This is a genomic window from Faecalibacterium sp. PGM34 (assembly GCF_054456555.1).
In genome coordinates, this window is the sequence record NZ_CM136898.1 from 393,148 (window position 1) to 415,489 (window position 22,342).

Below are 22,342 nucleotides of genomic sequence, written 5' to 3' on the forward strand. Positions count from 1 at the left end.
GCTCTTGCATTTTGCAGCCAATTGTGGTAATATTATTCGGCGGTATTGTTTTGCCGCAGAATATGCGCTCGTAGCTCAGCCGGTAGAGCATCTGACTTTTAATCAGAGGGCCAGGGATTCGAGTTCCCTCGAGCGCACCAAAATCCCACGAAGAATCGTAAGATTCCTCGTGGGATTTTCCTTTTTCTGGGGCTCTGCACACTTTTGCACACTTTTTGCACACCGGCGGGAAAGCCGTGTTTTTCCTTGCATTGTCTGCATTCTGTGCATCGTGAGCGTTTTTTCCATACTTTTTTCAGGCGAACAGCAGGCGGGTGAACTCACGCCGCTGCTCGGGGTTCATCTGTCGGACAACTTTCAGCATCCCTTCCGGGGTGATCTGGATGCTGTCCGGCAGATTTTCTTTTACCGGCACAGAGCCGGATTTGGGGGAACCGATGTCCTGTGAATAGAAGTCTGCTTCCAGCTTCTCGGCCAATTCCAACCGGGGCTTGTCCTGCGTGTGGGCGTAGGTATCCATCAGGATGCCGGTGGTGGCGTGACCGGTGTTGCCCTGCACGGCTTTAATGTTGCCGCCGGATTCAATCAACTGGTAAGTGGCACTGGAGTGGCGCAGACCGTGGAACACGATCTTCTCAAACTCCGGGTGCTCCGCACGCCAAGTGCGGTACCATTTAGAAAGGGCTTCCGGGGCAACAGGCATACCGTTGGGCAAGCGGAAGAGCTGGCCGCAGTTGCGATACCTGCCATCCATGGCAAGCTCGTCCTGACGGAGCTTTTCCAGCCAAGCCAGCAGTTCCTCTTTCAAGGGTCTCGTCAGATAAAGGGTGCGGCTGGATTTCTTGGTTTTCGGCTTCTTCAGCACCAGTGCGGAGCTGCTGCCCTCACGCTGGTCGGGGAAGATGTGGTAGATCTGATTCGGGTCGGTCTTTTCCAGTGCAGCCTTTTCGGTGCGCTGTAAGCTCCTGCCGACCGTGATGGTCCCACGTCCATCCGCTGCATCGAAGTCGATGTCTCCCGGCTGCAAGCCAAGGATCTCTCCGACACGCAGCGAGAGAATCATGCTCAGATGAACAGCAAGGTGGAGCGTAGGGTCGGTCATGGTCTGCAACGCAGCAAGCATGGTCTTTTCGTCCCAGATGGCACGTTCTTCCGAGGTCGATTTCGGGGCTTCTCTCGGAATCGGTGACTTGAGAAGCAGCCCCCACTCAACGGCATAGGAAAAAGCAGTCTTGAGCATGGCGTGGACTTCCCGGATGGAAGCACCCGTCAGAAACTGCCGCTTCTGTTTGTCGGTGAGCGTTTGCTTGACACCCTGCTTATACAGTCCGCGCGGTGTCCGGCTCAGCGTGGCGTAAAACTGTTCGAGGTCATACGTCTGAACCTTCTGAATCTGCTTCTTGCCGAGATAGGGCACGACAAGATTCTGAATCATGGCTACCGTGTGGGTGTAGGTTTTGGGTGCCCACTTGTGCTTGCTGGACTGGATGGGGAGCCACTTGTACAGCATTTCCGCTACCGTCATTGCATCGGGTATGAGGAAAGTACCGTCCAAGAGTTCTTTCTCTACCGAGATCTTGCGGTCTTGCGCTTCCTTCTTGGTTTTGAAACTCTCCCAGCCTTCACAAATCCGGCCAGCATGGTCTTTGTATTTGAAACGAACGGAGTAGGAATCTCCGCGCCTGAGAATAGATGCCATAGATGTTCCCTCCCTCAGACCGCAGCAAACCAATCGTCAAAGCTCTGCTTGCTTACCCGGATGCTGGTACCAAGGCGGATCACCTTGAAGTCTTTCGTGGTGTTGCACAGATTGTACGCAGCACGGTTGGAAATCGCCAACAGTTGGGCGATCTCCTCCACCCGGTAAACGAGCGGGGCGTGTCGGACGGTTTTGCTGGTCTGGTCAGAAGGTTCTACGGCAGGGTTTTCGGACAATTTCATTGTAGGGGATTCGGGCGCGATTTTCAAGTCCTCACGAGTCAGTTTGGCGGAATTTTTGCGGACATTCGTCATAGGCATGTCTCCTTTGCACTTCTCCAGACCCGGTGCAGCTCCGGTTGAGCTGCACCCTGTGGGCCGGTAAATATGTAAGGGCCTGCCGCTCCTGACCCGAAGCAGCAGCCCAAAAAAGTGCGAGAACTTGAATTTACGCGCCCCACGCGCCCCAAACCACACAAAAGTACCTTCCTGTGCTGATTTTACAGGGCGCATGGCTGAATTGTATGCGCCCTTTTGGGGCGCATCTTGCCTTCTCTCCTGCCCCGAAGGGCGTGTTGCCGCCCCGCATCCGCCCGGAAAGGGTGGATACGCGCCCGGAGAAAGCAACGATAACAGGTAAAAATAAATGCTTTGGGGCGCGTGGGGCGGGAGATTTTCACTTTTCGTGTGTTTTATGCCGCAGCAAAGGAGGGGTGGACGCATACGCCCCGGAAGCCACAGAACTTGTCGGGGCAAAGCCCCTCCATCTTGCTGCGCAAGACCGTTCTGTCGCTTAAAAGCCCCACTGGGGCTTTCATTGCTGCGCTGCGCTCGCAAACGCGAACTTTCCCTCGATGTGCTTGGAGAAGGTCAGGCCATACTTCCCTGCATTTTTCAGCAGGAACTGGCTGAACTTCTTTTGCGGAACAGGCGATTCCAGATTATCCTCGCACCACTTGGTGTAGGCGCGATAGAGGTAGGTGGAGCGTTCCTCGGTGTCGGGCTTGAAGCGGACATACGCCGTTGCCTGCATGAACTGGGTCAGGTTGTCGCTGTCCGCCATGGCTGCTTCGAGGTTCTGGATGGAGCGATCGCTGATGGTGAACTGGTAGTTGTTCGCCAGCAGACGGTGCAGCCCCTCCAGCATCCACAGCAGGATGCCGGGACGCTCCTCGGACAACTCTTCGATGAGGAAGGGGTTATCCACCCGGGCAGGGTCACGGTCTTTCACCGTGATGAGGATCTGTCTGCGCCAGAAGCCGTCGCTGTCATCGTGAGCAGCCACAAGGTTGCCATTGCCGAAGCAGATGAAACGAACGTACAGCAGACCTTGGACAGCCTGCTTATTCTTTCGCTCAATGCACAAACGGTCTTCGGCGGTGACGATGGACTTGATGTTCCGTGTTTCGGGCAAAGCCACCATGTTCAGGTCGTCATCGACCATGACCAGCTTATACTCCAGATTTGCACTGGCAAAGCGGTTCGTTTCGATGCGGAGGATGGATTCGGAGTGAGAGGCTTCCCCGAACAGCTTCTTCAGCAGCAAGCCGATGCGGGATTTTCCCTCGCCGCCCTTGCCAGTCATGACCAGCATCTTCTGCGCCTTGGTAGACGGGATCAGGAGATAGCCAAGGTATTCCTGCAAGGTCAGAATGTCCTCCGGGATGAGCAGACCGTCCAAAAATTCCAGCCACTTGGTCGGTGCGGGGGCATCGGGCTGGTATTCCACGGGGAGCCGGTTCAGGCAGAGCTCCTTTTCCGGCACAAAGCCCCGCTCGTCCAGAAAGTAGGTTCCGTTCTGGAGATGGATGCGGTCAAGCTGGGGTTTCCATTCAGGGGTATAGGTTTCGATACGGAGTGCGTCCAGAACCTGCTTCTCCTTCTTGGCAAGGTTGTCGAGCACAAAGTCACGGAGGTCGCTGTGGACTTCGTAGAGCAGTGCGTCCTCGTCTACCTCGCCGTTCTGGTCGAACAGCTTCTGTTTCAGGCACATCATGGGGTGTTTCTCTAAAAGGTACTGGCAGTAAGCGGTTTCACGCACTTTGCCCTTACTGTCTACCCAAGGGCATTCGCATTTTTCCTCTTCTTCCAGTTCGTCCTCATCACGCCAATCTTCGTTCCTCTTTTTCCAGTCGCTCATGCAATCCCTCCCAATACTTCCGTAGCTCGATTTCGGTCTGCGGATCCGGGAGCACCGAACAGTCCAGATAATATTCAACGATGTCAAGGTTCTTTATCGCTTCAAGAAAGCAGGGGTGAAGTTCTTCTGTGGGTGACTGCGGTGCGTATCGGACCCGCCAACGCTGCAGACAGCGGTAATAGTCCAGCAGCTGCTGCCGGACGGTGGGCGGTCTGCGGAGAGCAAGCCGCACCTTGCCGTCGGCAAGTGCCATGCCGAAGTCCTCCTTCAACTTTTCCACAGCCTTATAGGGAGAAAGTTGAAAAAGTCTGCCGACAAAATCGATCACATCGCCATCTGCTTGACAGGCGAAACAGTGGAAACGGCTGTCCACCTTCATGCTGGGGTGTTTATCCCCGTGGAAGGGACAGCGCATCATGCCGTTCCGGTTTACGGCGAAGCCGTATAGCTCCGCTGCCTGCCGGGTCGAGATGGCGCTTTTTACGTCCGAAAAGACAGAGGTGCTACCCTCCGTCCCAATGGGTGGGGTACAGGCGAAAGGACGAAGCCCGGTGAGGGGCGTGGGTGAGGTTGGGTTTATTCACACATCGATCCGTCAGAGTGTTGTTCATTTGACCTCCTGCTGCGGTACGGCGTGGCTGCGCTCCTCCTTGCGGAAGAAGGCTTCCACGTTCTGTTGTGCGGTGCGGAGTTCACGCAGTTCGATCTGCGCTTTCTTGTAGCGGGTGTAGAACCCGTTTTTCTCCGAGGAAAGGGTCTGATATTCGGCATCCAGCTTTTTGAGGTCCGGCAGCGTCCTGAGCCCATTGGCCTTGAAATAGGCGCAAGCGGCCTCGTACACAGCAAACTCTGCACGGTGCTGCTCCTTGAACTTGGCGGGATTCCGCACAGTCTGGAGCTTCTGTGCAAGAGGCTTGTACTGCCGATAGACCACAAGATGCCCGCGCAGCTCCTTGAGGGAGACCATGCGGGCATCCAAGTCTTTGACCACCGCCAGTGCATCGTCGTGCTGGGTTTGCAGTTCGGCAATGCGCTGGTGCAGGGCATCTTCGCTGAGCAGCTTCTTCTCCTGCAGGAGACACAAGGTCTGCGACCAGCGTTTGAGGTTGAACTTTTTCGCCCAACGCTCATAGCCGATGCCCTTGCCCGCAGCAACTTTCGCCTGAATGTCAACCAGTTTCCTGATCTTATCCGGCTTCTTCTCGCTGTTGGGCTGGATGGTGACGGCAAGCTGGATGTTCTGGGAGAGGGCGGTCAGCACCTGCTCCTTTTCCAGCTTCTTGCTCAGTTTCTTGGCGGTGATGAACTTTGTCCGACCGGGCGGGCAGTAGCTCAACCGGCCTCGGCTCTCCTTCACGGCGATGCCGTGTTCCTGCATGAGCAATGCAGAAAATTCCTCGAAGGTGGTGGTCTTGTTCAGCACGGAGTAGATCTGCTTTCGCAGCTTGTCCAGCTCGGTCTGGTAGACGGTCTGGGTGAGCTGCTGCCCTTCGGCGGCAAGTTTGGCGTTGGCATGGTCGAGGCGGCGTTGTCCGCGCCGCTGCGCCCAATACTCCCGCTCGGAAACATGGTCGCCTTGGGCTTCCAGCAGGTTGATTTGGTTCAGGTCGGCTTGCTCGCACATTTCCATGACTGCGACACGAAGGTGCCGGAGCATGGCAGAGGTGCAGCGGTGCTTCTTGCCCGCTTCCCAGTCGCACGGCTTGTCCATGAAGGGCTGCCGTTCCACGGTGCGGACGCGCAAGCTGCCGATGACGATGTGGACGTGGATATTCCCGGCACTGTTGTGACCGTCCGGGTGGGTGCAGACGATGGCGGGATGACCGGGGAAGTTGTCCTTGCAGAACTGCAAGCCAAGGGCTTGCGCCAGCTCCATGGTCAGGTCGTTCTCTACTGCGTCCTTCGGGTCGAAGCTGATGATATAATGGTGGGTCTTCACGTCCTCCCGCCCGCCGTTCTTGCCGTACTTGCGATTGGCGATCAGGCAGGCCATAGCGAACGAAGATTCGCCGCACTCAAGGGTGTCGAGCAGGTACGAATCCCGCAGCTTGGGTCTGCCTTTCTCGTCCAGAATGGGCAGACCGGTGTACTCGTTGTGCTGAAAGGTGAGATAGCTTTCGGCGGCGGCATAGTTAGAGTTTTTCGAGGTCAAATGCTTGATGGTTGCCATACAGTTCACCAACCGTTTCTTCGGCTTTCAGCCGAAAGTTCGTGAGTGCGGACAGTTCCTCCAGAATCTGCGCCCGGAGCTGCTCGGTGTCTTTGCCGCCGGAGTTGAAGTGCCGTGCAAGCTGGTTGAGGTTGCTTCCCACCTTGCTGCACTGGGCAGACAAGGCAGCAAGCGCCGCCAGTGCATCCTCGCCGCCCTGTGCCACCACAACGGTGTGCTTGACGTTCACGCCGTACAGGACGCGGCGGACGAGTTCGGATTGGGTGAGGTGGAGTTCTTTGCAGGCGTATGCGATCCGCAGTTTTTCTTCTGCGGTCACCCTGACTTTGATGATGTGTGTCTTTCGTTTTCGCGGCGTGTCATTGCGGTTCTCTCGTGCGTGTACGTTCGGACTTTTCATTTCAGTCATATTCGACCTCCTGTGAAAATGATAAATGCCCGCTCCGGGATGGAGAGGGCTATGTAATGCGACACGCCGCATTCGCACCAACGGTGCGAAGCTAGAGCAGGGTTTGGGGAAGGCACTCCCCAACAAGTGGCAGACCATGTGACAGAACATTTTCAAGCATTGAAAATTTGTGGCCACAGGTCGATACTTGCTTTCGCCCTTTCCGTGCAACACTGAAAATTTCAGAAGTCGAACCGCAATGCACGTTGAAGATTTTGCAGAGCAAAACGTGTGAAAAGGCAAAGCCCCTGCTCGTGGTCACCGTTCACACCGAACGCAGTTCCTGCCCCTGTTTTGCAGCGGCGTTGTCCGGCTCGCCCACAGAAAGTGTGAGGTCATGGCGCAGTATCTCGTTCAGACGGCTTATGTAAGATTCAAGGTACAGTATGAAGAAAGCCGGGCGCAGTGCGGACACTACAACCTGCTTCTTTCAAGCGCAAGAATAACACTTTGAAGTTGTGCTGTCAACAACCAAAAACAAATTTTGGGAGATTGTACAACTACATAAGATTTTATTTGTGAAAAAGAAAAATACCGCCCACGCAGCGCAGCGATGATTTTGTCGGATGAAGTAAGCGGCAAAATGAATCGGGTGTGTTGCGGGGCGGTAAAAATCTTCATGGGAAATAAATCCTCGCCGTTCTGTACTTTTCTACAAAATTGGTGGGATTTGCGATAAAGGGTATCATGAATTGCGGAGCGCGTCAAGATGGTTTTGCAAATTTTATTGCAGTAAAGCAGTGATAGTAGGACTTATAGCACGGCGTTCAAGCGCTTTCCCGTTCAATCAATGTATTTCTGCATTTTGACAACCTGCCTATAAATCCCCCATGAACGTTGTGGAATCTTCCAAAGCATCCATGGATGGTTTCTTGTACCGCATCAAACGTTCAACTTATTGCAACGAAATTCCATAAAGGCGCATTGCATCTTGTGGAGGTTCTTGCTATACTCTGTATCAAACGCAACTTTATCCGATAAAAATGTTGCGCAATTTGCGCAACCAAAGGAGGCCGCTATCATGCAGCAGCTCAGATTACTTCATGGCGGAGACTACAACCCGGAACAGTGGCTGGACCGGCCCGATATTCTGGCGCAGGACATCGAACTGATGAAAAAGGCACACGTTAATACTGTGACGCTGGGCGTGTTCTCATGGTTCACATTGGAACCGCAGGAGGGGGTATTTGAGCTGGATTGGCTGGCAGACATCGTCCATAACCTGTATGCCAATGGAATCTATACGATCCTTGCAACGCCCAGTGCGGCCCGCCCCGCTTGGATGGCACACAAATACCCCGAGGTGCGCCGAGTCCGGGCAGACCGGGTCCGGGAGCTGTACAACCGGCGGCAGAATTACTGCTATACATCGCCGGTTTACCGGGAAAAAGTCCGCATCATCGACCAGATGCTGGCGCAGCGGTTCGGCAATGACCCGGCTGTCCTGCTCTGGCATATCTCCAACGAGATGAGCGGCGACTGCCATTGCGAGCTGTGTCAGGCCGCGTTCCGCTGCTGGCTCAAGGAACGGTATGGCTCTTTGGATGCCTTGAACAAGGCATGGAACGCCCGGTTCTGGAGTCACGACTATACCGCTTGGGAACAAATCGAAAGCCCTGCCCCGCAGGGGGAAAATGCCGTGCAGGGTCTTGCGCTGGACTGGAAGCGCTTTGTCAGTGACCGACACATTGATTTTTTGAAATATGAGCGTGATACCGTGAAAGAATTTGCGCCGGATGCAAAGTTCACGGTAAACATGATGTACCGGTTTGACGGCATCGACTATTTCAAAATGTCCAAGGAGATCGACGTGGCTAGCTGGGACAACTATCCCACATGGCACAAGCCCAGCGAAACAGTGGAAGAAACAGCGTTGGATACGGCCCTGATGCACGACCTGTATTACTCCATGAAGGGCAAGCCCTTCCTGCTGATGGAATCCAGCCCCAGCTTTACCAACTGGCAGCCGATCTCCAAACAGAAGCGCCCCGGCATTGCGGAGCTTGCGGCTCTGCAGACGGTTGCACATGGTTCGGACAGTGTGCTTTACTTCCAGTGGCGAGCCAGCCGCGGCGCTGAAGAAAAGTTCCATGGTGCAGTCGTCGGCCATGATGGCCGGGAGGATGCCCGTCCCTTCCGGGAAACAGTCGGTGTGGGCCAAAAGCTGGAAGTGCTCTCGGAGATTGCAACAGTCTGCCGCGAGAAGCAGGCGGCGATCGTCCACGATTGGGAAAACAAGTGGGCATTGGAAGGTTCCTGCGGCCCGCGCAATGCAGGGATGGGCTACTGGGACGAGCTGAAGCTGCACTACAATGCTCTTGCGCGGGAAGGCATTGCGGTGGAGTTCGTGAATCAGGAATCCGATTTGACGGGTTATGGCTTGGTCGTTGTTCCGATAGTTTATTTGCTGACCGATGCCTTTGCCCAAAAACTCTGTGATTTTGCCCGGAATGGTGGTACGGTCGTGGTTACATACTGGACCGGTGTGGTGGATGAAAGCGACCTGTGTCGCTTGGGGGATACGCCCTACGGCCTGACCGAGCTGCTGGGCCTGCGCCGCACCGAAATTGACGGGATGTATGACGGCGAGGTGCGCCGCTGCGCCCCCGTAGATGGCGTGACCCTGCCGGAAACGCAGGCTTCGGTCCTATGCGAGGTCGCAAGTCTGAACGACACCGACCCTGCCACACCGCTGAGCGTCTACGCCGAGGACTACTTTGTCGGCTGCCCTGCCGTGGCTGTCCACTCCTACGGGGAGGGCCGTGCCTACTATCTGGCAAGCCGTTTTGATGCTGCGTTCTATCGCGCATTTTATCGTGCTGCTGTAAAGGAAGTCGGCCTGACCCCGGCCTGGCCGGAGGCACTGCCGGACGGCGTTCTGGCCGCGCGGCGCGGTACATTCGTCTTTGTACAGAACTGCAATGAACATCCGGTCGAAGTAGGCGGTGTTGCGCTGAACCGTTACGGAACGGCCGTCTGGAAAAACGGCGAGCAGATCCTGTAAGGCGCAAAAACATCAACTTTCAGCGTTCTGCCGAAAAAGCAGAACGCTTTTTGTTTGCTTTCGTACTTGACAAAGCGGGCTTATCCCGGTATGCTGGGGTGGCGCACTGTTGCGCAGTTCTGTGAAAAGGAGAGGATATCCTGTGGCTGCAAAGGAAACCGAAAAAATGACGATCGAGCAGGTGGCCGATGCGCTTGGTGTTTCTAAAACAACGGTATCACGCGCACTTTCCGGCAAGGGACGCATCAGCGAGGCGACCCGCGCCAAGGTGTACGCCTATATGGGGCGCACCCGCTCCGAGCCTGTTTCCGCACAGAGCGGCGAAAAGCTGCGCACCAACAATATTGCCATGATCGTACCGCAGCGGTTTATTGCGCTGGATCTGCCCTTTTTGCGCAAGTGCATGGGCGGCATCTGCATCATGGCAGACCAGCGCGGCTATGACCTGATGCTTTGCTACGCCTCCAACACCGAGTATTCGCAGCTGCAGCGGCAGTTGGCCAACCACAAGGTGGACGGCGTGATCCTGACCTACGCCATGGCGGATGATCCCTGCATCGAACTTTTGCGGCAATACGAGACACCTTTTGTGCTCATCGGACGCAGCGAAGACAAGACCATCCCGCAGGCAGACAACGATCAGGTGGCGGCTGCCTGCGAAATGACACGCATCCTTTTGCAGCTGGGTGCCAAGCGGATCGCGCTGCTGGTGGGCAGTACCATCTACGCCGTCAACACCGACCGCACACGCGGTTATCTGCGCGGATTCGCGGAATTTGGCGTACCGGTAGACCAGCGGCTGGTTCATTCCGGCGTGGAATCTGCCGGGCAGACGCTCGATGCACTGGAGGCTGCGCTGGAGCAGAAGGCAGATTGCATCCTTTGCGGCGATGATGAGATCGCCTTTGAGGTCATGCGGGAGCTGCGGACGCGGCATATCCTCGTGCCCAACGACCTGCGGGTCGCCAGTCTGTACGACAGCTCCATGCTCGCCAGCATTACACCCTCGGTCTCGGCAGTGCAGTATGATGCCGAGCAGCTGGGCAAGACCGCCTGCCGGATGCTGCTGGATCGTTTGGCCGGAAAGGAAACGGTCATGCGGCAGCTGGAAGGCTATCAGGTCATTTTGCGGGACTCTACCAAGTGGATGGAACGCGCCCGCAGCATCAAATAACGCGCTTTTTGTGCCTGCTCCTTTCCCGGAGCGGGCATTTTTGTTCTTTGCATGACAAAGGGCATGACAAAGGTTGCTCTAAAGTTGCGCACTTTTGCCCATGTATCCTAATTTTACCGTCACTTTTTCCAGTTTTGACTCAATAATACCGTGAATTTCGTCCATTGACGGGAGCAAAAGAATGCGGTATCCTATGAGTACAGAAAAACAGTTGCTCAGATGTGCGCAACTTGTGAGCGCAACAAAGAGCGCCCGAAGATTTCAGATTGAGAACGAAGGAGAACTGGATCATGAAAAAGCTGATTTCCCGCCGTAAATTCCTTGCTGCTATGGGTACGATGGCTGCTGCCGGTGCGCTGACCGCCTGCGGCGGCTCTTCCAACAGCACCGCTTCCTCCGTTGCCGCTTCCAGCACGGCTGCCTCTGCTGCGGAGAGCTGGGGTGATGTGAAGCTGACCATGTGGGGCGCAGAAGAGGATCAGACCATGCTGCGCGAGATGGCAGACGCCTTTATCGAGCAGAATGCGGACAAGGGCAACGTGACCATCGAGATCGGCGTGCAGTCTGAGTCCACCGCAAAGGACACCGTTCTGGCTGACCCGGAGTCTGCCGCAGACGTTTTCGCCTTTGCAGACGACCAGCTGAACGAGCTGGTAAACGCCGGTGCGCTGCAGGAAGTGCTGCTGAACCCGGACGACGTGAAGAGCCGCAACCTGCCCGGCTCTGTGGGCGCTGCCACCATGAACGACAAGCTTTACGCCTACCCCATGACCGCCGATAACGGCTACTTCTTGTACTATGATGCAAGCATTCTGAGCGCCGAGGACGTGCAGAGCATGGACACCATGCTGGAAAAGGCTGCAGCTGCCGGCAAAAAGTTCATGATGAGTGTGAACGATGCGTGGTACATTTACAGCTTCTACGCCGGTGCCGGTCTGGTGGCAACGCTGGCAGACGACGGTATCAACACCGTCTGCAACTGGAACGAGGCTCCCGGCGCAGACGTAACGCAGGCCATTCTGGATATCACCGCAAACCCCGGCTTCAAGTCCGGCGCAGATGCTGATATCGTTTCTGCCATCAAGGACGGCAGCTGCTGCGCCGCCATCTCCGGTACTTGGAACGCCAGCACCGCCGAGGAGGCTTGGGGCGAGGGCTACGCCGCCACCAAGCTGCCAACCTACACCCTGAACGGCGCACAGGTCCAGATGGGCTCCTTCTCCGGCTACAAGCTGGTGGGCGTCAACCCCCACAGCGCCAACGTGGGCGTTGCCATGATGCTGGCCGACTTCATCACCAACGAGGACAACCAGAACAAGCGCTTCAACGACCGCAAACTGGGTCCCTCCAACATCAATGCCAATGCTTCCGAGGCTGTGCAGTCTGCACCCGCCATTGCCGCACTGGCTGAGCAGAGCTCCTACGCTACCCTGCAGCGGGTAGGCGCAAACTACTGGAGCTCCGCCGCAAGTCTGGGCGAGATCCTCGCCTCCGGCGACACGCAGGGCAAGACCACGCAGCAGCTGGTGGATGACGCTGTGGCCGGCATCACCGCACCTGTGGCACAGTAAGTTCCGGTTTTTCCCGGCGGGCACGCAGCAGAATGCGGTGTGCCCGCTTTTTATCGCAAGACAAAAATCAGCATTTTGTTTGCCATAAACCCTCTGCAAGTAGAAAGGAGTTGACTTCTGTGGCAGAAATGGTCCTTACGCCGCCCTTGCGCGCGGATGGCCGGGAGCCGAATTTCCTTCAGAAGTTCGGTCACGCATTTGTTCACGGAGATATTTTTACAAAGCTATCCCTCTTTGTCTGGGGTCTGGGCTACATCGGCCACGGCCAGCTCATCAAGGCGCTGCTGGTAACGCTGGTGCAGGGATTGGGGCTGTATTTTCTGGGCACCTCCGGCATTCCGGCGCTGAAAAAGTTCAGTACGCTGGGCACGGTGCAGATGGAAATGCAGTTCAACCCCCTTACCTTAAAGAATGAGGTCAACAACTACGACAACTCGTTTGCCATCCTGCTGCTCAGCGTGATCGCGCTGGTGGTCATTGTAACGCTGATCGCTGCTGCCATGCTGGTGGTGCAGAGCAATTACGCATTACAGGCGCAGAAGGCCGCTGGCAAAAAGCCCAACAATTTCCGGCAGGATATCACCTTGTACCTGAACGAAAAGTTCTACGTTACCCTGCTCACCCTTCCGGTGCTGGGTGTGGTGGTGTTCACCATCATCCCGCTGTTCATTTTGATCGCTGTTGCCTTTACCAACTACGATCAGCAGCATATGCCGCCCGCCGCCCTGTTCACATGGGTGGGGCTGGCAAACTTTGCCGCCCTGTTCGGCGGGCAGTCGCTGACGGTGACCTTCAGCTACGCCTTTGGCCGAGTGCTGGGCTGGACGTTGGTGTGGGCCTTCTTTGCCACCTTCACCACCTTTTTCGGCGGCGTATTTCTGGCCATGCTCATCAACAACAAAAAGACCAAGTGCCAGAAGCTCTGGCGCACCCTGTTCATGGTCACCATTGCGGTGCCGCAGTTCGTCACCCTGCTGCTGGTGCGCAACTTCTTCTCGGACGCCGGCATCTTCAACACCCTGATGACCAATGCGGGCGTGACCGATTTTTTAAAGACCATCGGCCTGCTGGGGCAGAACATGAACCACATTCCCTTCCTGACCGATCAGCATTGGGCTAAGTTCATGATCGTCCTCATCAACATCTGGGTGGGCGTGCCCTACCAGATGCTCATCGCCACCGGCGTGCTGATGAACATTCCCACCGATATGCTGGAGGCCTCCACCATCGACGGTGCATCGCCGTGGCAGAGCTTCATCCACATCAAGCTGCCCTATCTATTCAGCGTGCAGGGACCTGCGCTGGTCACGGATTTCGTCAAGAACGTCAACAACTTCAACGTCATCTACCTGCTCACGCAGGACGTTTACATTACAAAGGATCAGGCACTGGCATCCTCCAGCGCCAAAGAGGTGGACTTGCTGGTCACATGGCTGTTCCGCCTGACGCAGGAACAGTACAACTACAAGATGGCCGCTGTCATCGGCATTATGGTGTTCATCATCTGTGCCGTGTTCACGCTGGTCTGCTTCCGATTCCTTAATAAAAAGGAGGCGACGTTCTCTTGACACAGGCAACTGTTTCTCCGGCACGCACGACCGAAACCGCAGCGCAGCTGCGCCGCGGGCGCATCCTCCGCACGGTCCGCAGTGTTCTGCGGCATCTTCTGCTGACCTTGCTGGCAGGTATCTGGCTGGTGCCCATTCTGTGGCTGCTGGTCACCTCCTTTTCCACCGACCGGGGCATCAATGTGCGGCGGTTCTTCCCGGCAAGCTACACGGTAAGCAACTACGTCAACATCCTGTTCCACCCGGACTCTGTGGCGCAGTTCCCGCGCTGGTTCGCCAACACCCTTGTGGTGGCCTGCTTTAACTGTGTGATCTCCACCTGCTTTGTGCTGATGGTGGCCTATGCGCTGAGCTGCTGCCGGTTCAAGGGGCGCAAGCTGCTGCAGAACCTCTCGGTCATCGTCAACCTGTTCCCCGGTGTGCTGGCTATGATCGCCGTCTACTTCGTGCTGAAGTACCTCAACCTGACCAACTCCTATGCGGGCCTCATCATGGTCTACGCCGGTTCGTCCGGTCTGGGCTACCTGATCTGCAAGGGCTTTTTCGACACCATTCCCATCTCCCTGCGGGAGGCCGCCAAGCTGGACGGTGCATCCGACGCCCGGGTATTCTTTCAGGTCGTTCTGCCCATGTCCAGACCCATTCTGGTGTACACCATCATCAGCTCCTTCATGGTGCCGTGGACCGATTTCGTGATGGCAAAAATGATCCTGAACTCCGGCCTTTCTGCCGACTGGACAGTGGCCATCGGCCTGTACAACATGCTGCAAAAGACCCTGATCAACAACTACTTTGCACTTTTCTGTGCAGGCGGTGTGCTGGTGTCCATCCCCATCTCCATCCTGTTTGTCATCATGCAGAAGTTCTACGTCGAGGGCATCACCTCCGGCGCGGACAAGGGTTAACACGTTATTCTCTTTCTCCTTCACCATAAAAGCAATCCCCACAGTCCTTTTTGCGGCTGTGGGGATTGCTTTTTCTCAGTAGCGGCAGGAAAGCAGTTTGTTCATGGTGAACCTCATTTCTATATCAAACGGTGTCTGTTCGGATGTCCTAAACCCTGCCATAAAACCGGTGGTTGATTTGTCCATTGGGCTTTGTTTTGCCCGTCTGCACATTTTTGCACACTTTTTGCACACCTGAATAGCTGGATAACGGTTGCAAAGCATTACACTGTATGCAAACAATGCGGTATGTACAAAGGCGTGTTTTGCGATGATACGACAAAAATAACGTTTCTTCGAACTTTTGAAATTTGACGAATGATGCACCTTTGATTCTTTTAATCAGAGGGCCAGGGATTCGAGTTCCCTCGAGCGCACCAAAATCCCACGAAGAATCGCAAGATTCATCGTGGGGTTTTCCATTTTCTGGGGCTCTGCACACTTTTGCACACCGGCGGGAAAGCCGTGTTTTTCCTTGCATTGTCTGCATTCTGTGCATCGTGAGCCGAGCTTATCGGGGCAAAGCCCCTCTATTTTGCTGCGCAAGACCGCTCTGTCACTTAAAAGCTCCACCGGGGCTTTCATTGCTGCGCTCCGCTCGCAAACGCGAACTTGTCGGGACAGGGGATCCGCGTCCCGGAGGATGTGCAGATCATCGGCTTTGACGATACGCTGGCAAGCCGGGAAAACATTCCCGCCCTGACCACCATTCATCAGGATGCGGCGCAGCGGCGGCAGGACAAAAATCATTCTGGTCATCGACTGTCTGGGAACATGGTGCGTCGGCATTCCCTTGTGCCTGCTGGCTGCCTACGGGCTGCGGTGGGGCATCATGGGTGTATATGCCCTGCTCAACGCCGAGGAAGCGTTCCGGCTGGCCTTGTCCCTTGTGATGTTCCGCAGGCGCAGCTGGATGGTCAGCCTGTCTGAGAAACAGAACGTGCCCTGAAGGATGCAAAAAACAGCTGCCGTACCGGTGCGTAGCCGGTGCGGCAGCTGTCTTGCTTATTCACTCAGGGTGCCTTACTGTGCGCTTGCGTACATGGCGCGGCGGTGCGACCCCTACTTTACGCTGGATTTTGCAGACAGCACGCTGCCCGTAATGCTCTTCCGGCTGGTATCCCAGACCGCCGCCCTCTGAATGCTTTTACAGCGGCACGAACGATAAACCGCAAAAAGCCCGCCCACCGTGGTTTTCCACAGGTGGGCGGGCTTTTTCTATAAAGCAAACCGTCATTTGCGCTAAAAACGCGCAGTTCCGTTTTTTATCAGGTCTTATTTACACCACTTGGCAAACTCTTCGTCCGTGCACTTGACGTAGTGGCTGCCCTCCAAATGGTGGCTGGTGCCCTTGGAATAGTCGATGCCGGAGGTGGCATAGTCATAGGTCTCTGCCACGCGGCGCTTTTCCACCACCGGGTTCGGCAGCGGAATGGCCGACAGCAGGCTCCGGGTGTAGGGGTGGATGGGGTGTTCGAAGATCTCCTCGGTGGTGCCGGTTTCCAGCAGGTGGCCCAGATGCAGCACACCGATGCGGTCGGAGATGTACTTGACCATGGACAGGTCGTGGGCGATGAACAGGTAGGCCGTGCCGGTCTCCTGCTGAATATCCTTCATCAGGTTGACCACCTGTGCCTGAATGGACACATCCAGTGCCGAGATGCACTCGTCCGCAATGATGAGCTTGGGATTCATGATGAGGGCGCGGGCAATGCCTACGCGCTGGCGCTGACCGCCGGAGAACTGGTGGGGGTAGCGCTCGGCGTGCTCCGGGGCAAGGCCGACCTTGGCAAGGATCTTTTCCACCTTTTCGCGGCGCTCTGCCTGCGTTTTGTACATGTGGTGGATATCCAGCCCCTCGCCGATGATGTCCTCCACCTTTTTGCGGGGGTTCAGGGACGCCATGGGGTCCTGAAAGATCATCTGCATCTGGGTGCGCAGGGTGTTGTTCTGCGCATGGGTCAGGCGGCCGCTGATATCCTGCCCGTCAAAGGTGATCTTGCCCGCAGTGGGGTCGTACAGGCGGATGATGCTGCGGCCGATGGTGGATTTGCCCGAGCCGGACTCGCCCACCAGACCATAGGTCTCGCCGGGGTAGATCTCAAAACTGACATCGTCCACCGCCTTGACCGTGAAATTCTTATTGACGCGGAAATACTGCTTCAGCCCTTCGACCTTCAGCAGCGGGGTCGTGCTCTGTGCTGCCATTTATTCCGCCTCCTCGATCTTTTTTGCTTCTGCTTTCATGCGGGCAATGCGCTCCTTGAGCTCCGGCGGCATCTCCACCTTGGGGGCGCGGGGGTTCAGCAGCCATGTTGCCGCATAGTGGGTATCGCTGATCTTGAACATGGGCGGGTCGATCTCGTCATCGATGTTCAGCGCAAAGCGGTTGCGGGGTGCAAAGGCATCGCCGGGCTTCTCGTGCAGCAGGTTCGGCGGCGAACCGGGAATGGTATACAGACGGTCGTCGGCGGTGTCAAGGTCGGGCATAGCCGACAGCAGACCCCATGTGTAGGGGTGCTTGGGGTCGTAGAAGATCTCGTCGATGGTGCCGGTCTCCACGATCTTGCCGGCGTACATCACGTCCACATAGTCTGCCACCTTTGCCACAACGCCAAGGTCGTGGGTGATGTAGATGACCGAGATACCGCGCTCCTTCTGGATGCGGCGGATCAGCTCCAGGATTTTTGCCTGAATGGTCACATCCAGCGCGGTGGTAGGCTCGTCACAGATCAGCAGGTCGGGGTCGCAGGAGAGCGCAATGGCAATGACCACGCGCTGGCGCATACCGCCGGACAGCTGGTGCGGGTAGTTTTTCATCCGCTTTTCGGCATCGGTGATGCCCACCTCCTCCAGCAGCTCCAGCGCCTTTTTGTAGGCTTCCGCCTTGGGCATTTTGAAGTGCCAGAGCATGCCCTCCATGATCTGCTTGCCAATGGTCATGGTGGGGTCAAGGCTGGTCATGGGGTCCTGGAACACCATGGCGATGCGCTTGCCGTTGATGTGGCGGCGGATCCACTTTTTGTCCTTTTGCAGCAGGTCCACGGTCTCCGGGCTGCCGTCGGCGTGGTGGTAGCTGAACCGGATGCTGCCGCTGTTCACGGTGGCATTCTTGGCCAGAATGCCCATGGCGGCTTTCATGGTGACCGACTTGCCGGAGCCGGACTCGCCCACCAGCGCGACCGTCTCGCCCTTGTACAGGTCGATGTTCACGCCGCGGATGGCGTGCACCGGGCCTGCGGTGGTCTTAAAGGTGATATCAAGGTCTCGCACCGACAAGACCTGTTCTTTTTTCGTTTCAGGCATGGGGTGTTCCTCCTTACATACTCTTCATCTTGGGGTCCAGCGCCTCGCGCAGGCCGTCCGCTACCAGATTGAAGCTGAGCATCAGCAGGCTCATGACCACGATGGGCGGGATGATCTGGTAGGGGTGGGTGGTGAAGCTGTTGTACAGCTCGCTGATCAGAGAACCCAGCGAGCACTGCGGCACCGGGATGCCCAGACCCACGAAGGAGAGGAACGCCTCGGTGAAGATGGCGGTGGGGATGCTGAACATGACCTGCGTGATGATGGGTCCGATGATGTTGGGCAGCACTTCCTTGAAGATGATGAAGAAGCTGCCTGCACCCAGCGTGCGGGACGCCAGAACGAACTCCTGATCCTTCAGCTTGAGCATCTCGGCACGGGCAATGCGGCTCATGCCCACCCACTCGGTCAGCATCAGGGCAAAGATGATGGTCACCATGCCGGGCTGCAATACCAGCAGCAGCAGGGTAACGATGACCAGCCGGGGGATACCGTTGGCCACTTCCAGAAAGCGCTGCATCACCATATCCACCCTGCCGCCAAAGTAGCCGGAGATCAGGCCGTAGCTCATGCCGATAAGCATATCAATGATGGCTGCCGCCACCGCGATGATCAGCGAGACGCGGGCGCCTTCCCATGTACGGGTCCAGATGTCACGGCCATACAGGTCGCTGCCGAACCAGTAGTAAACGTCCAGCTTGTCTTTTTCCTGATAGGCGTTGGTCACCTTGGTGCCGGTGGTGGTGCTCATCTTCTCGCTGCCGTCCAGAATGCCGAACTGCTCAATGCCCGGCACGCGGGGCGCAAAGTTTTTCTGGCTCAGATCCTGCCCGGAGTAGGTGTAGCTGTTCATGCCCGGGCCAAATACGGCCAGCAGCACGATGACCACGATGAGGACAAGCCCCAGCACGGCGCTCTTCTTATTGAAAAAGCGGATGAGCGCTTCCTTCCAGAAGTTCTGCGCCGCAAAGTTGGTATCTACGCTGATCTCGTCCTCGTTGTGCTTGAGGGCAAAATCCTTTTCTGCAAAGGTGTGCTCCGTGTACATTGCATCCACGGCGCTGACAATGGCATCGGCGGTGGATTCGCCGCCCAGCCGGATCGCTTTTTCTGCCATTTAGTCGTCCCCCTTTGCCAAACGAATGCGCGGGTCGATGATGCCGTACAGCAGGTCAACGACCAGCATGATGCCAATGTACATGGCGCTGTAGATAAAGCTCAGACCAATGACCACGTTGTAATCGTTGGACTGGATGGCCGTCACCAGCAGGCTGCCCACGCCGGGGATGGCAAAGATCTTTTCCACCACCAGCGAGCCGGTCATCAGATCCACGATCAGCGGTGCCAGCACCGTGATGATGGGGATCAGGGCGTTGCGCAGCGCGTGGCGGAAGATCAGCGCCGGGCCGGAGATGCCCTTGCTCTCAGCCAGCAGCATATAATCGGAATCCAGCACCTCGATCATCTCACTGCGGGTAAAGCGGGCAATGGACGCCATGGTGAACATGGAAAGCGAAATACTGGGCAGCACGCTGGAGCCAAAGATATCCTTGGCGGAAAACAGCATGGGGAACCAGCGGAATTTGAAGCCGAAGGTATAGCTCAGCGCCAGCGCGAACACATAGGACGGCACCGATACGCCGATGACCGAGATGATGGTGGCGATGGAGTCCACCACGGTATCCCGCTTCAAAGCGGCAAGGATGCCCAGTACCAGACCCACCAGCGCACCCAGCGTGACCGCCATGCCGCCCACCTGAATGGAGATGGGCAGACGGGACTGGATGAGCTGGGAGATGGGCGTATTTTTGGAGATATTGTAGCTGACACCCAGATCGCCCCGGAGCATATTGCCCACATAGCGGAAGAACTGGATATAGATAGGCTGGTCAAGGCCGTACTTTGCATACAGGGCTGCCCGCATATCGGGCGTCAGCTTTTCATCATTGAAGGGCGAACCGGGCATCAGCTGCATCAGGATGAACAGCACCAGCAGAATTGCCAGCAGCGTAAACAGCGAGGTCAGGATTCGCTTGAGCGTATATTTTTTCACGTTGGGTGGACCCCCTTTTTCCTTCCGGGATCTCGCGGTCAGTCGTTCGTCTGCCGCGGACAGGCACAATGCCAAAAAGGCGCACAGTGGCTCTTTGCGGGCCACTGTGCGGCCTTGTTCAGTGTGCTTTCAGTTTTACTCGCTCTTAGCAGCGTTCTTGTACACGCGGTTCAGTGCCACAGGGTGGAACTCTACGCCGGTAACGGCAGAGGAGACCATCTCGGCATTGCACTGGCCGTACAGGGGGAAGATGACCGCCTGCTCCAGAACGATCTGCTCTGCCTCGTACAGGGCAGCCCAGCGGCCCTCGGGGTCGGTGCACAGGTCACCGGTGGTGCACTCGTCAATGATGGCATCGTAGTCGGCATCGCTCCACAGACCGTAGTTGTTGGAGTTGCCGGTGACCCACATGCCCAGATAGGTCATGGGGTCGGCGTAGTCGGGGCCCCAGCGGGTCAGGCCGATCTCAAAGTTGCCGTCCTGCATATCCTGCACGCGCTGCTTCTTGGGCTCCACGGTCAGGTTCAGGGTAAAGCCTGCCAGCGTGGTCTCCAGCTGCTCCTTGACGACCTGTGCCACCTTCTGGGGTGCGTCGTCGGCATCCACCACCATGTTAAAGGTGAAGGAGTCCTTGCCCAGCTCGGTCTTGGCCTGCTCGTAGTATTCCTTGGCCTTGTCGGCATCATAAGCGCAGAACTCTGCAAACTTGGTCTGATCGGCGCTGAAGTCGCTGCCGTCGGGGCCGGTGGCGAACTGCGGCGGAACGGCGGTGTAGCAGGGGGCAGAGCCATCCTTCAGCACGTCTCCGGTAATGGCGTCACGATCCAGTGCAAAGTTGATGGCCTTGCGCAGGTTCTCGTTGGCCAGATCCGGCACACCGCCGATGTTGGGGCTGATGTACCACAGGTAACCGGCACCCACGCTGGTAAACTCGGGGTCATCCTTGACCTGATCCACCTGCTCGCCGTTCAGCAGGGTCATGTCCAGAGCACCGGTCTGGTAGCTCATCAGTGCCTGCTGGCTGTCCTTGATGACCTGATAGGCCAGACTGTCCAGAGCGATCTTGTCGGCATCGTAGTAATCGGGGTTCTTTTCCAGCGTAAAGGCGGTTGCGGCAGGCTGGTAGTCGGTCAGCTTGAACGCACCGTTGGACAGCACCGTGTCGGGGCTGGTGCCGAAGGTATCCTTGCAGGTGTTGTAGAACGCCTCGTTGACCGGATAGAAGGTGGGGAAGTACATCAGGCTCAAAAAGTAGCTGACGGGAACGTTCAGCTGGACTTCCAGCGTCTTGTCGTCCACAGCAGTCACGCCCAGATCGGTGACGGGCTTCTCGCCTGCAATGATCTCGGCCGCGTTGACCACCTGACCGATATCAGAAAGCATATAGGAATACTCGGAAGCGGTGGCGGGGTCCACAGCGCGCTGCCAGCCAAACACGAAGTCGGCAGCGGTAACGGCTTCGCCGTTGGACCACTTGGCATCCCGCAGGTGGAAGGTGTAGGTCTTGCCGTCCTCGCTGATGTCGTAGGTCTCTGCAATGGCGGGAACTGCTGCGCCGTCTGCATCCATCTGCATCAGACCGTCGGTGTAGTCTGCGATGACCTCAAAGGAGGTGCCGTCGGTGGCTACCTGCGGGTCCAGCGACTGGACCTCGGTCTCCAGCATGATGTTCAGGGTGCCGCCCTGTGCAGTGCCAGCTGCAGAGGAGGCAGTGCCGGAGGCGGAAGAAGCCGCCACCGAGCTGGAAGAGCCGCCGCAGGCCGTCAGAGCCAGCGCAGCGGAGGTAGCACCGGCAGCTGCCAGGAAGCTGCGGCGCGAAATACGACGATCGAATCTCATAGATATTTCCCCTCTCTTTACTGCTTTAGCTTTATACTCTGATAAAGCGTCACGTTCTAAAAATACACAAGGGATGTCCGTTCCTCCTTCTGGAACTATGCACTCCCTTGTGCTATGACGGCATTATACCGCTCCTTTCCGCAAAAGAAAAGGGGTTTTGCAAAATTTGTCCGCGTTGTGCGTTCATTTCTGCGGTTTGTCTAACGTAATGCCCAAAAAATCCCATGATTTTTGTACAATTTCAGCCCATGAGCATATTTCACTTTTAAACAATCATACTTGAACAATCGTGTTATTCCTTTTTTATCTCTTGTTTTTGAACGACTCTATTTATTTTATAAATCCAGTCGCACGCTTTTCTTTTCGATATAAAGCGCAGACAAAACGCAGGCTTTCATTTCGCCGTTGTCCTTGTGCAGAGGACAAT

The 22,342-nt window shown here is 56.4% G+C and carries 16 protein-coding genes and 1 tRNA gene; 6 read left to right on the forward strand and 11 right to left on the reverse strand.

Going from position 1 to position 22,342, the window contains the following annotated elements:
- The first annotated feature begins 64 nt into the window (after positions 1-64).
- Positions 65-140, forward strand: a tRNA-Lys gene (locus ACXPUX_RS01995).
- Between the two features lie 155 nt (positions 141-295).
- Here the strand turns inward: ACXPUX_RS01995 and ACXPUX_RS02000 are convergent.
- The 6 genes from ACXPUX_RS02000 to ACXPUX_RS02025 all read right to left on the reverse strand — a co-directional run bounded on the left by ACXPUX_RS02000 (position 296) and on the right by ACXPUX_RS02025 (position 6,417).
- On the reverse strand, positions 296-1,699 hold the full coding sequence (locus tag ACXPUX_RS02000; protein ID WP_117530134.1) for a site-specific integrase: 1,404 nt from the start codon (positions 1,697-1,699) through the stop codon (positions 296-298).
- A gap of 14 nt (positions 1,700-1,713) precedes the next feature.
- The gene (locus tag ACXPUX_RS02005; RefSeq protein WP_458829626.1) at positions 1,714-2,019 is read right to left on the reverse strand and encodes a helix-turn-helix domain-containing protein; all 306 of its coding nucleotides are present in this window, start codon (positions 2,017-2,019) and stop codon (positions 1,714-1,716) included.
- A gap of 493 nt (positions 2,020-2,512) precedes the next feature.
- A complete protein-coding gene (locus ACXPUX_RS02010; RefSeq protein WP_458829628.1) occupies positions 2,513-3,838 on the reverse strand; it encodes a DNA primase family protein in 1,326 nt (441 codons plus the stop codon).
- Positions 3,801-4,256, reverse strand: a complete 456-nt coding sequence (locus ACXPUX_RS02015) for a CHC2 zinc finger domain-containing protein (protein ID WP_458829630.1) — start codon at positions 4,254-4,256, stop codon at positions 3,801-3,803. Before ACXPUX_RS02015 ends, ACXPUX_RS02010 begins: the two co-directional genes overlap by 38 nt.
- A gap of 189 nt (positions 4,257-4,445) precedes the next feature.
- A complete protein-coding gene (locus ACXPUX_RS02020; RefSeq protein ID WP_458829632.1) occupies positions 4,446-6,008 on the reverse strand; it encodes a relaxase/mobilization nuclease domain-containing protein in 1,563 nt (520 codons plus the stop codon).
- Positions 5,971-6,417 (reverse strand): plasmid mobilization protein, encoded by a 447-nt coding sequence (locus ACXPUX_RS02025; RefSeq protein ID WP_005937050.1) that lies wholly within the window; start codon positions 6,415-6,417, stop codon positions 5,971-5,973. Before ACXPUX_RS02025 ends, ACXPUX_RS02020 begins: the two co-directional genes overlap by 38 nt.
- A gap of 1,060 nt (positions 6,418-7,477) precedes the next feature.
- On the opposite strand from ACXPUX_RS02025, the gene ACXPUX_RS02030 reads away from it, so the two are divergent.
- The 5 genes from ACXPUX_RS02030 (at position 7,478) to ACXPUX_RS02050 (ending at position 14,678) form a co-directional block, all read left to right on the forward strand.
- Positions 7,478-9,460: a beta-galactosidase gene (locus ACXPUX_RS02030; RefSeq protein WP_458829634.1), complete on the forward strand. Its 1,983-nt coding sequence runs from the start codon at positions 7,478-7,480 to the stop codon at positions 9,458-9,460.
- A 142-nt stretch (positions 9,461-9,602) separates the two neighbouring features.
- A complete protein-coding gene (locus ACXPUX_RS02035; RefSeq protein WP_458829636.1) occupies positions 9,603-10,634 on the forward strand; it encodes a LacI family DNA-binding transcriptional regulator in 1,032 nt (343 codons plus the stop codon).
- Between the two features lie 290 nt (positions 10,635-10,924).
- On the forward strand, positions 10,925-12,205 hold the full coding sequence (locus tag ACXPUX_RS02040) for an extracellular solute-binding protein (protein ID WP_458829638.1): 1,281 nt from the start codon (positions 10,925-10,927) through the stop codon (positions 12,203-12,205).
- Positions 12,206-12,333: 128 nt separating this feature from the next.
- The gene (locus tag ACXPUX_RS02045) at positions 12,334-13,773 is read left to right on the forward strand and encodes a carbohydrate ABC transporter permease (RefSeq protein ID WP_458831135.1); all 1,440 of its coding nucleotides are present in this window, start codon (positions 12,334-12,336) and stop codon (positions 13,771-13,773) included.
- Positions 13,770-14,678 carry a sugar ABC transporter permease gene (locus ACXPUX_RS02050; RefSeq protein ID WP_458829640.1) on the forward strand — a complete coding sequence of 303 codons (909 nt, stop codon included), beginning with the start codon at positions 13,770-13,772 and terminating at the stop codon, positions 14,676-14,678. Before ACXPUX_RS02045 ends, ACXPUX_RS02050 begins: the two co-directional genes overlap by 4 nt.
- Before the next feature lie 1,314 nt (positions 14,679-15,992).
- Here the strand turns inward: ACXPUX_RS02050 and ACXPUX_RS02055 are convergent.
- The 5 genes from ACXPUX_RS02055 to ACXPUX_RS02075 form a co-directional block, all read right to left on the reverse strand.
- The gene (locus ACXPUX_RS02055) at positions 15,993-16,925 is read right to left on the reverse strand and encodes an ABC transporter ATP-binding protein (RefSeq protein ID WP_458829642.1); all 933 of its coding nucleotides are present in this window, start codon (positions 16,923-16,925) and stop codon (positions 15,993-15,995) included.
- On the reverse strand, positions 16,926-18,023 hold the full coding sequence (locus tag ACXPUX_RS02060) for an ABC transporter ATP-binding protein (RefSeq protein ID WP_458829643.1): 1,098 nt from the start codon (positions 18,021-18,023) through the stop codon (positions 16,926-16,928).
- Between the two features lie 13 nt (positions 18,024-18,036).
- Positions 18,037-19,140, reverse strand: a complete 1,104-nt coding sequence (locus ACXPUX_RS02065) for an ABC transporter permease (protein WP_112091310.1) — start codon at positions 19,138-19,140, stop codon at positions 18,037-18,039.
- Positions 19,141-20,076, reverse strand: a complete 936-nt coding sequence (locus ACXPUX_RS02070; protein ID WP_458829645.1) for an ABC transporter permease — start codon at positions 20,074-20,076, stop codon at positions 19,141-19,143.
- Between the two features lie 135 nt (positions 20,077-20,211).
- Positions 20,212-21,915, reverse strand: a complete 1,704-nt coding sequence (locus tag ACXPUX_RS02075; protein ID WP_458829647.1) for a peptide ABC transporter substrate-binding protein — start codon at positions 21,913-21,915, stop codon at positions 20,212-20,214.
- Positions 21,916-22,342: the final 427 nt, after the last annotated feature.

What these genes read in the sequence shown, in the direction of transcription:
- ACXPUX_RS02000 (WP_117530134.1), bottom strand. Translation starts at nt 1,699, where the DNA reads ATGGCATCTATTCTCAGGCGCGGAGATTCCTACTCCGTTCGTTTCAAA.
- ACXPUX_RS02005 (WP_458829626.1), bottom strand. Translation starts at nt 2,019, where the DNA reads ATGCCTATGACGAATGTCCGCAAAAATTCCGCCAAACTGACTCGTGAG.
- ACXPUX_RS02010 (WP_458829628.1), bottom strand. Translation starts at nt 3,838, where the DNA reads ATGAGCGACTGGAAAAAGAGGAACGAAGATTGGCGTGATGAGGACGAA.
- ACXPUX_RS02015 (WP_458829630.1), bottom strand. Translation starts at nt 4,256, where the DNA reads ATGATGCGCTGTCCCTTCCACGGGGATAAACACCCCAGCATGAAGGTG.
- ACXPUX_RS02020 (WP_458829632.1), bottom strand. Translation starts at nt 6,008, where the DNA reads ATGGCAACCATCAAGCATTTGACCTCGAAAAACTCTAACTATGCCGCC.
- ACXPUX_RS02025 (WP_005937050.1), bottom strand. Translation starts at nt 6,417, where the DNA reads ATGACTGAAATGAAAAGTCCGAACGTACACGCACGAGAGAACCGCAAT.
- ACXPUX_RS02030 (WP_458829634.1), top strand. Translation starts at nt 7,478, where the DNA reads ATGCAGCAGCTCAGATTACTTCATGGCGGAGACTACAACCCGGAACAG.
- ACXPUX_RS02040 (WP_458829638.1), top strand. Translation starts at nt 10,925, where the DNA reads ATGAAAAAGCTGATTTCCCGCCGTAAATTCCTTGCTGCTATGGGTACG.
- ACXPUX_RS02045 (WP_458831135.1), top strand. Translation starts at nt 12,334, where the DNA reads ATGGTCCTTACGCCGCCCTTGCGCGCGGATGGCCGGGAGCCGAATTTC.
- ACXPUX_RS02055 (WP_458829642.1), bottom strand. Translation starts at nt 16,925, where the DNA reads ATGGCAGCACAGAGCACGACCCCGCTGCTGAAGGTCGAAGGGCTGAAG.
- ACXPUX_RS02060 (WP_458829643.1), bottom strand. Translation starts at nt 18,023, where the DNA reads ATGCCTGAAACGAAAAAAGAACAGGTCTTGTCGGTGCGAGACCTTGAT.
- ACXPUX_RS02065 (WP_112091310.1), bottom strand. Translation starts at nt 19,140, where the DNA reads ATGGCAGAAAAAGCGATCCGGCTGGGCGGCGAATCCACCGCCGATGCC.
- ACXPUX_RS02075 (WP_458829647.1), bottom strand. Translation starts at nt 21,915, where the DNA reads ATGAGATTCGATCGTCGTATTTCGCGCCGCAGCTTCCTGGCAGCTGCC.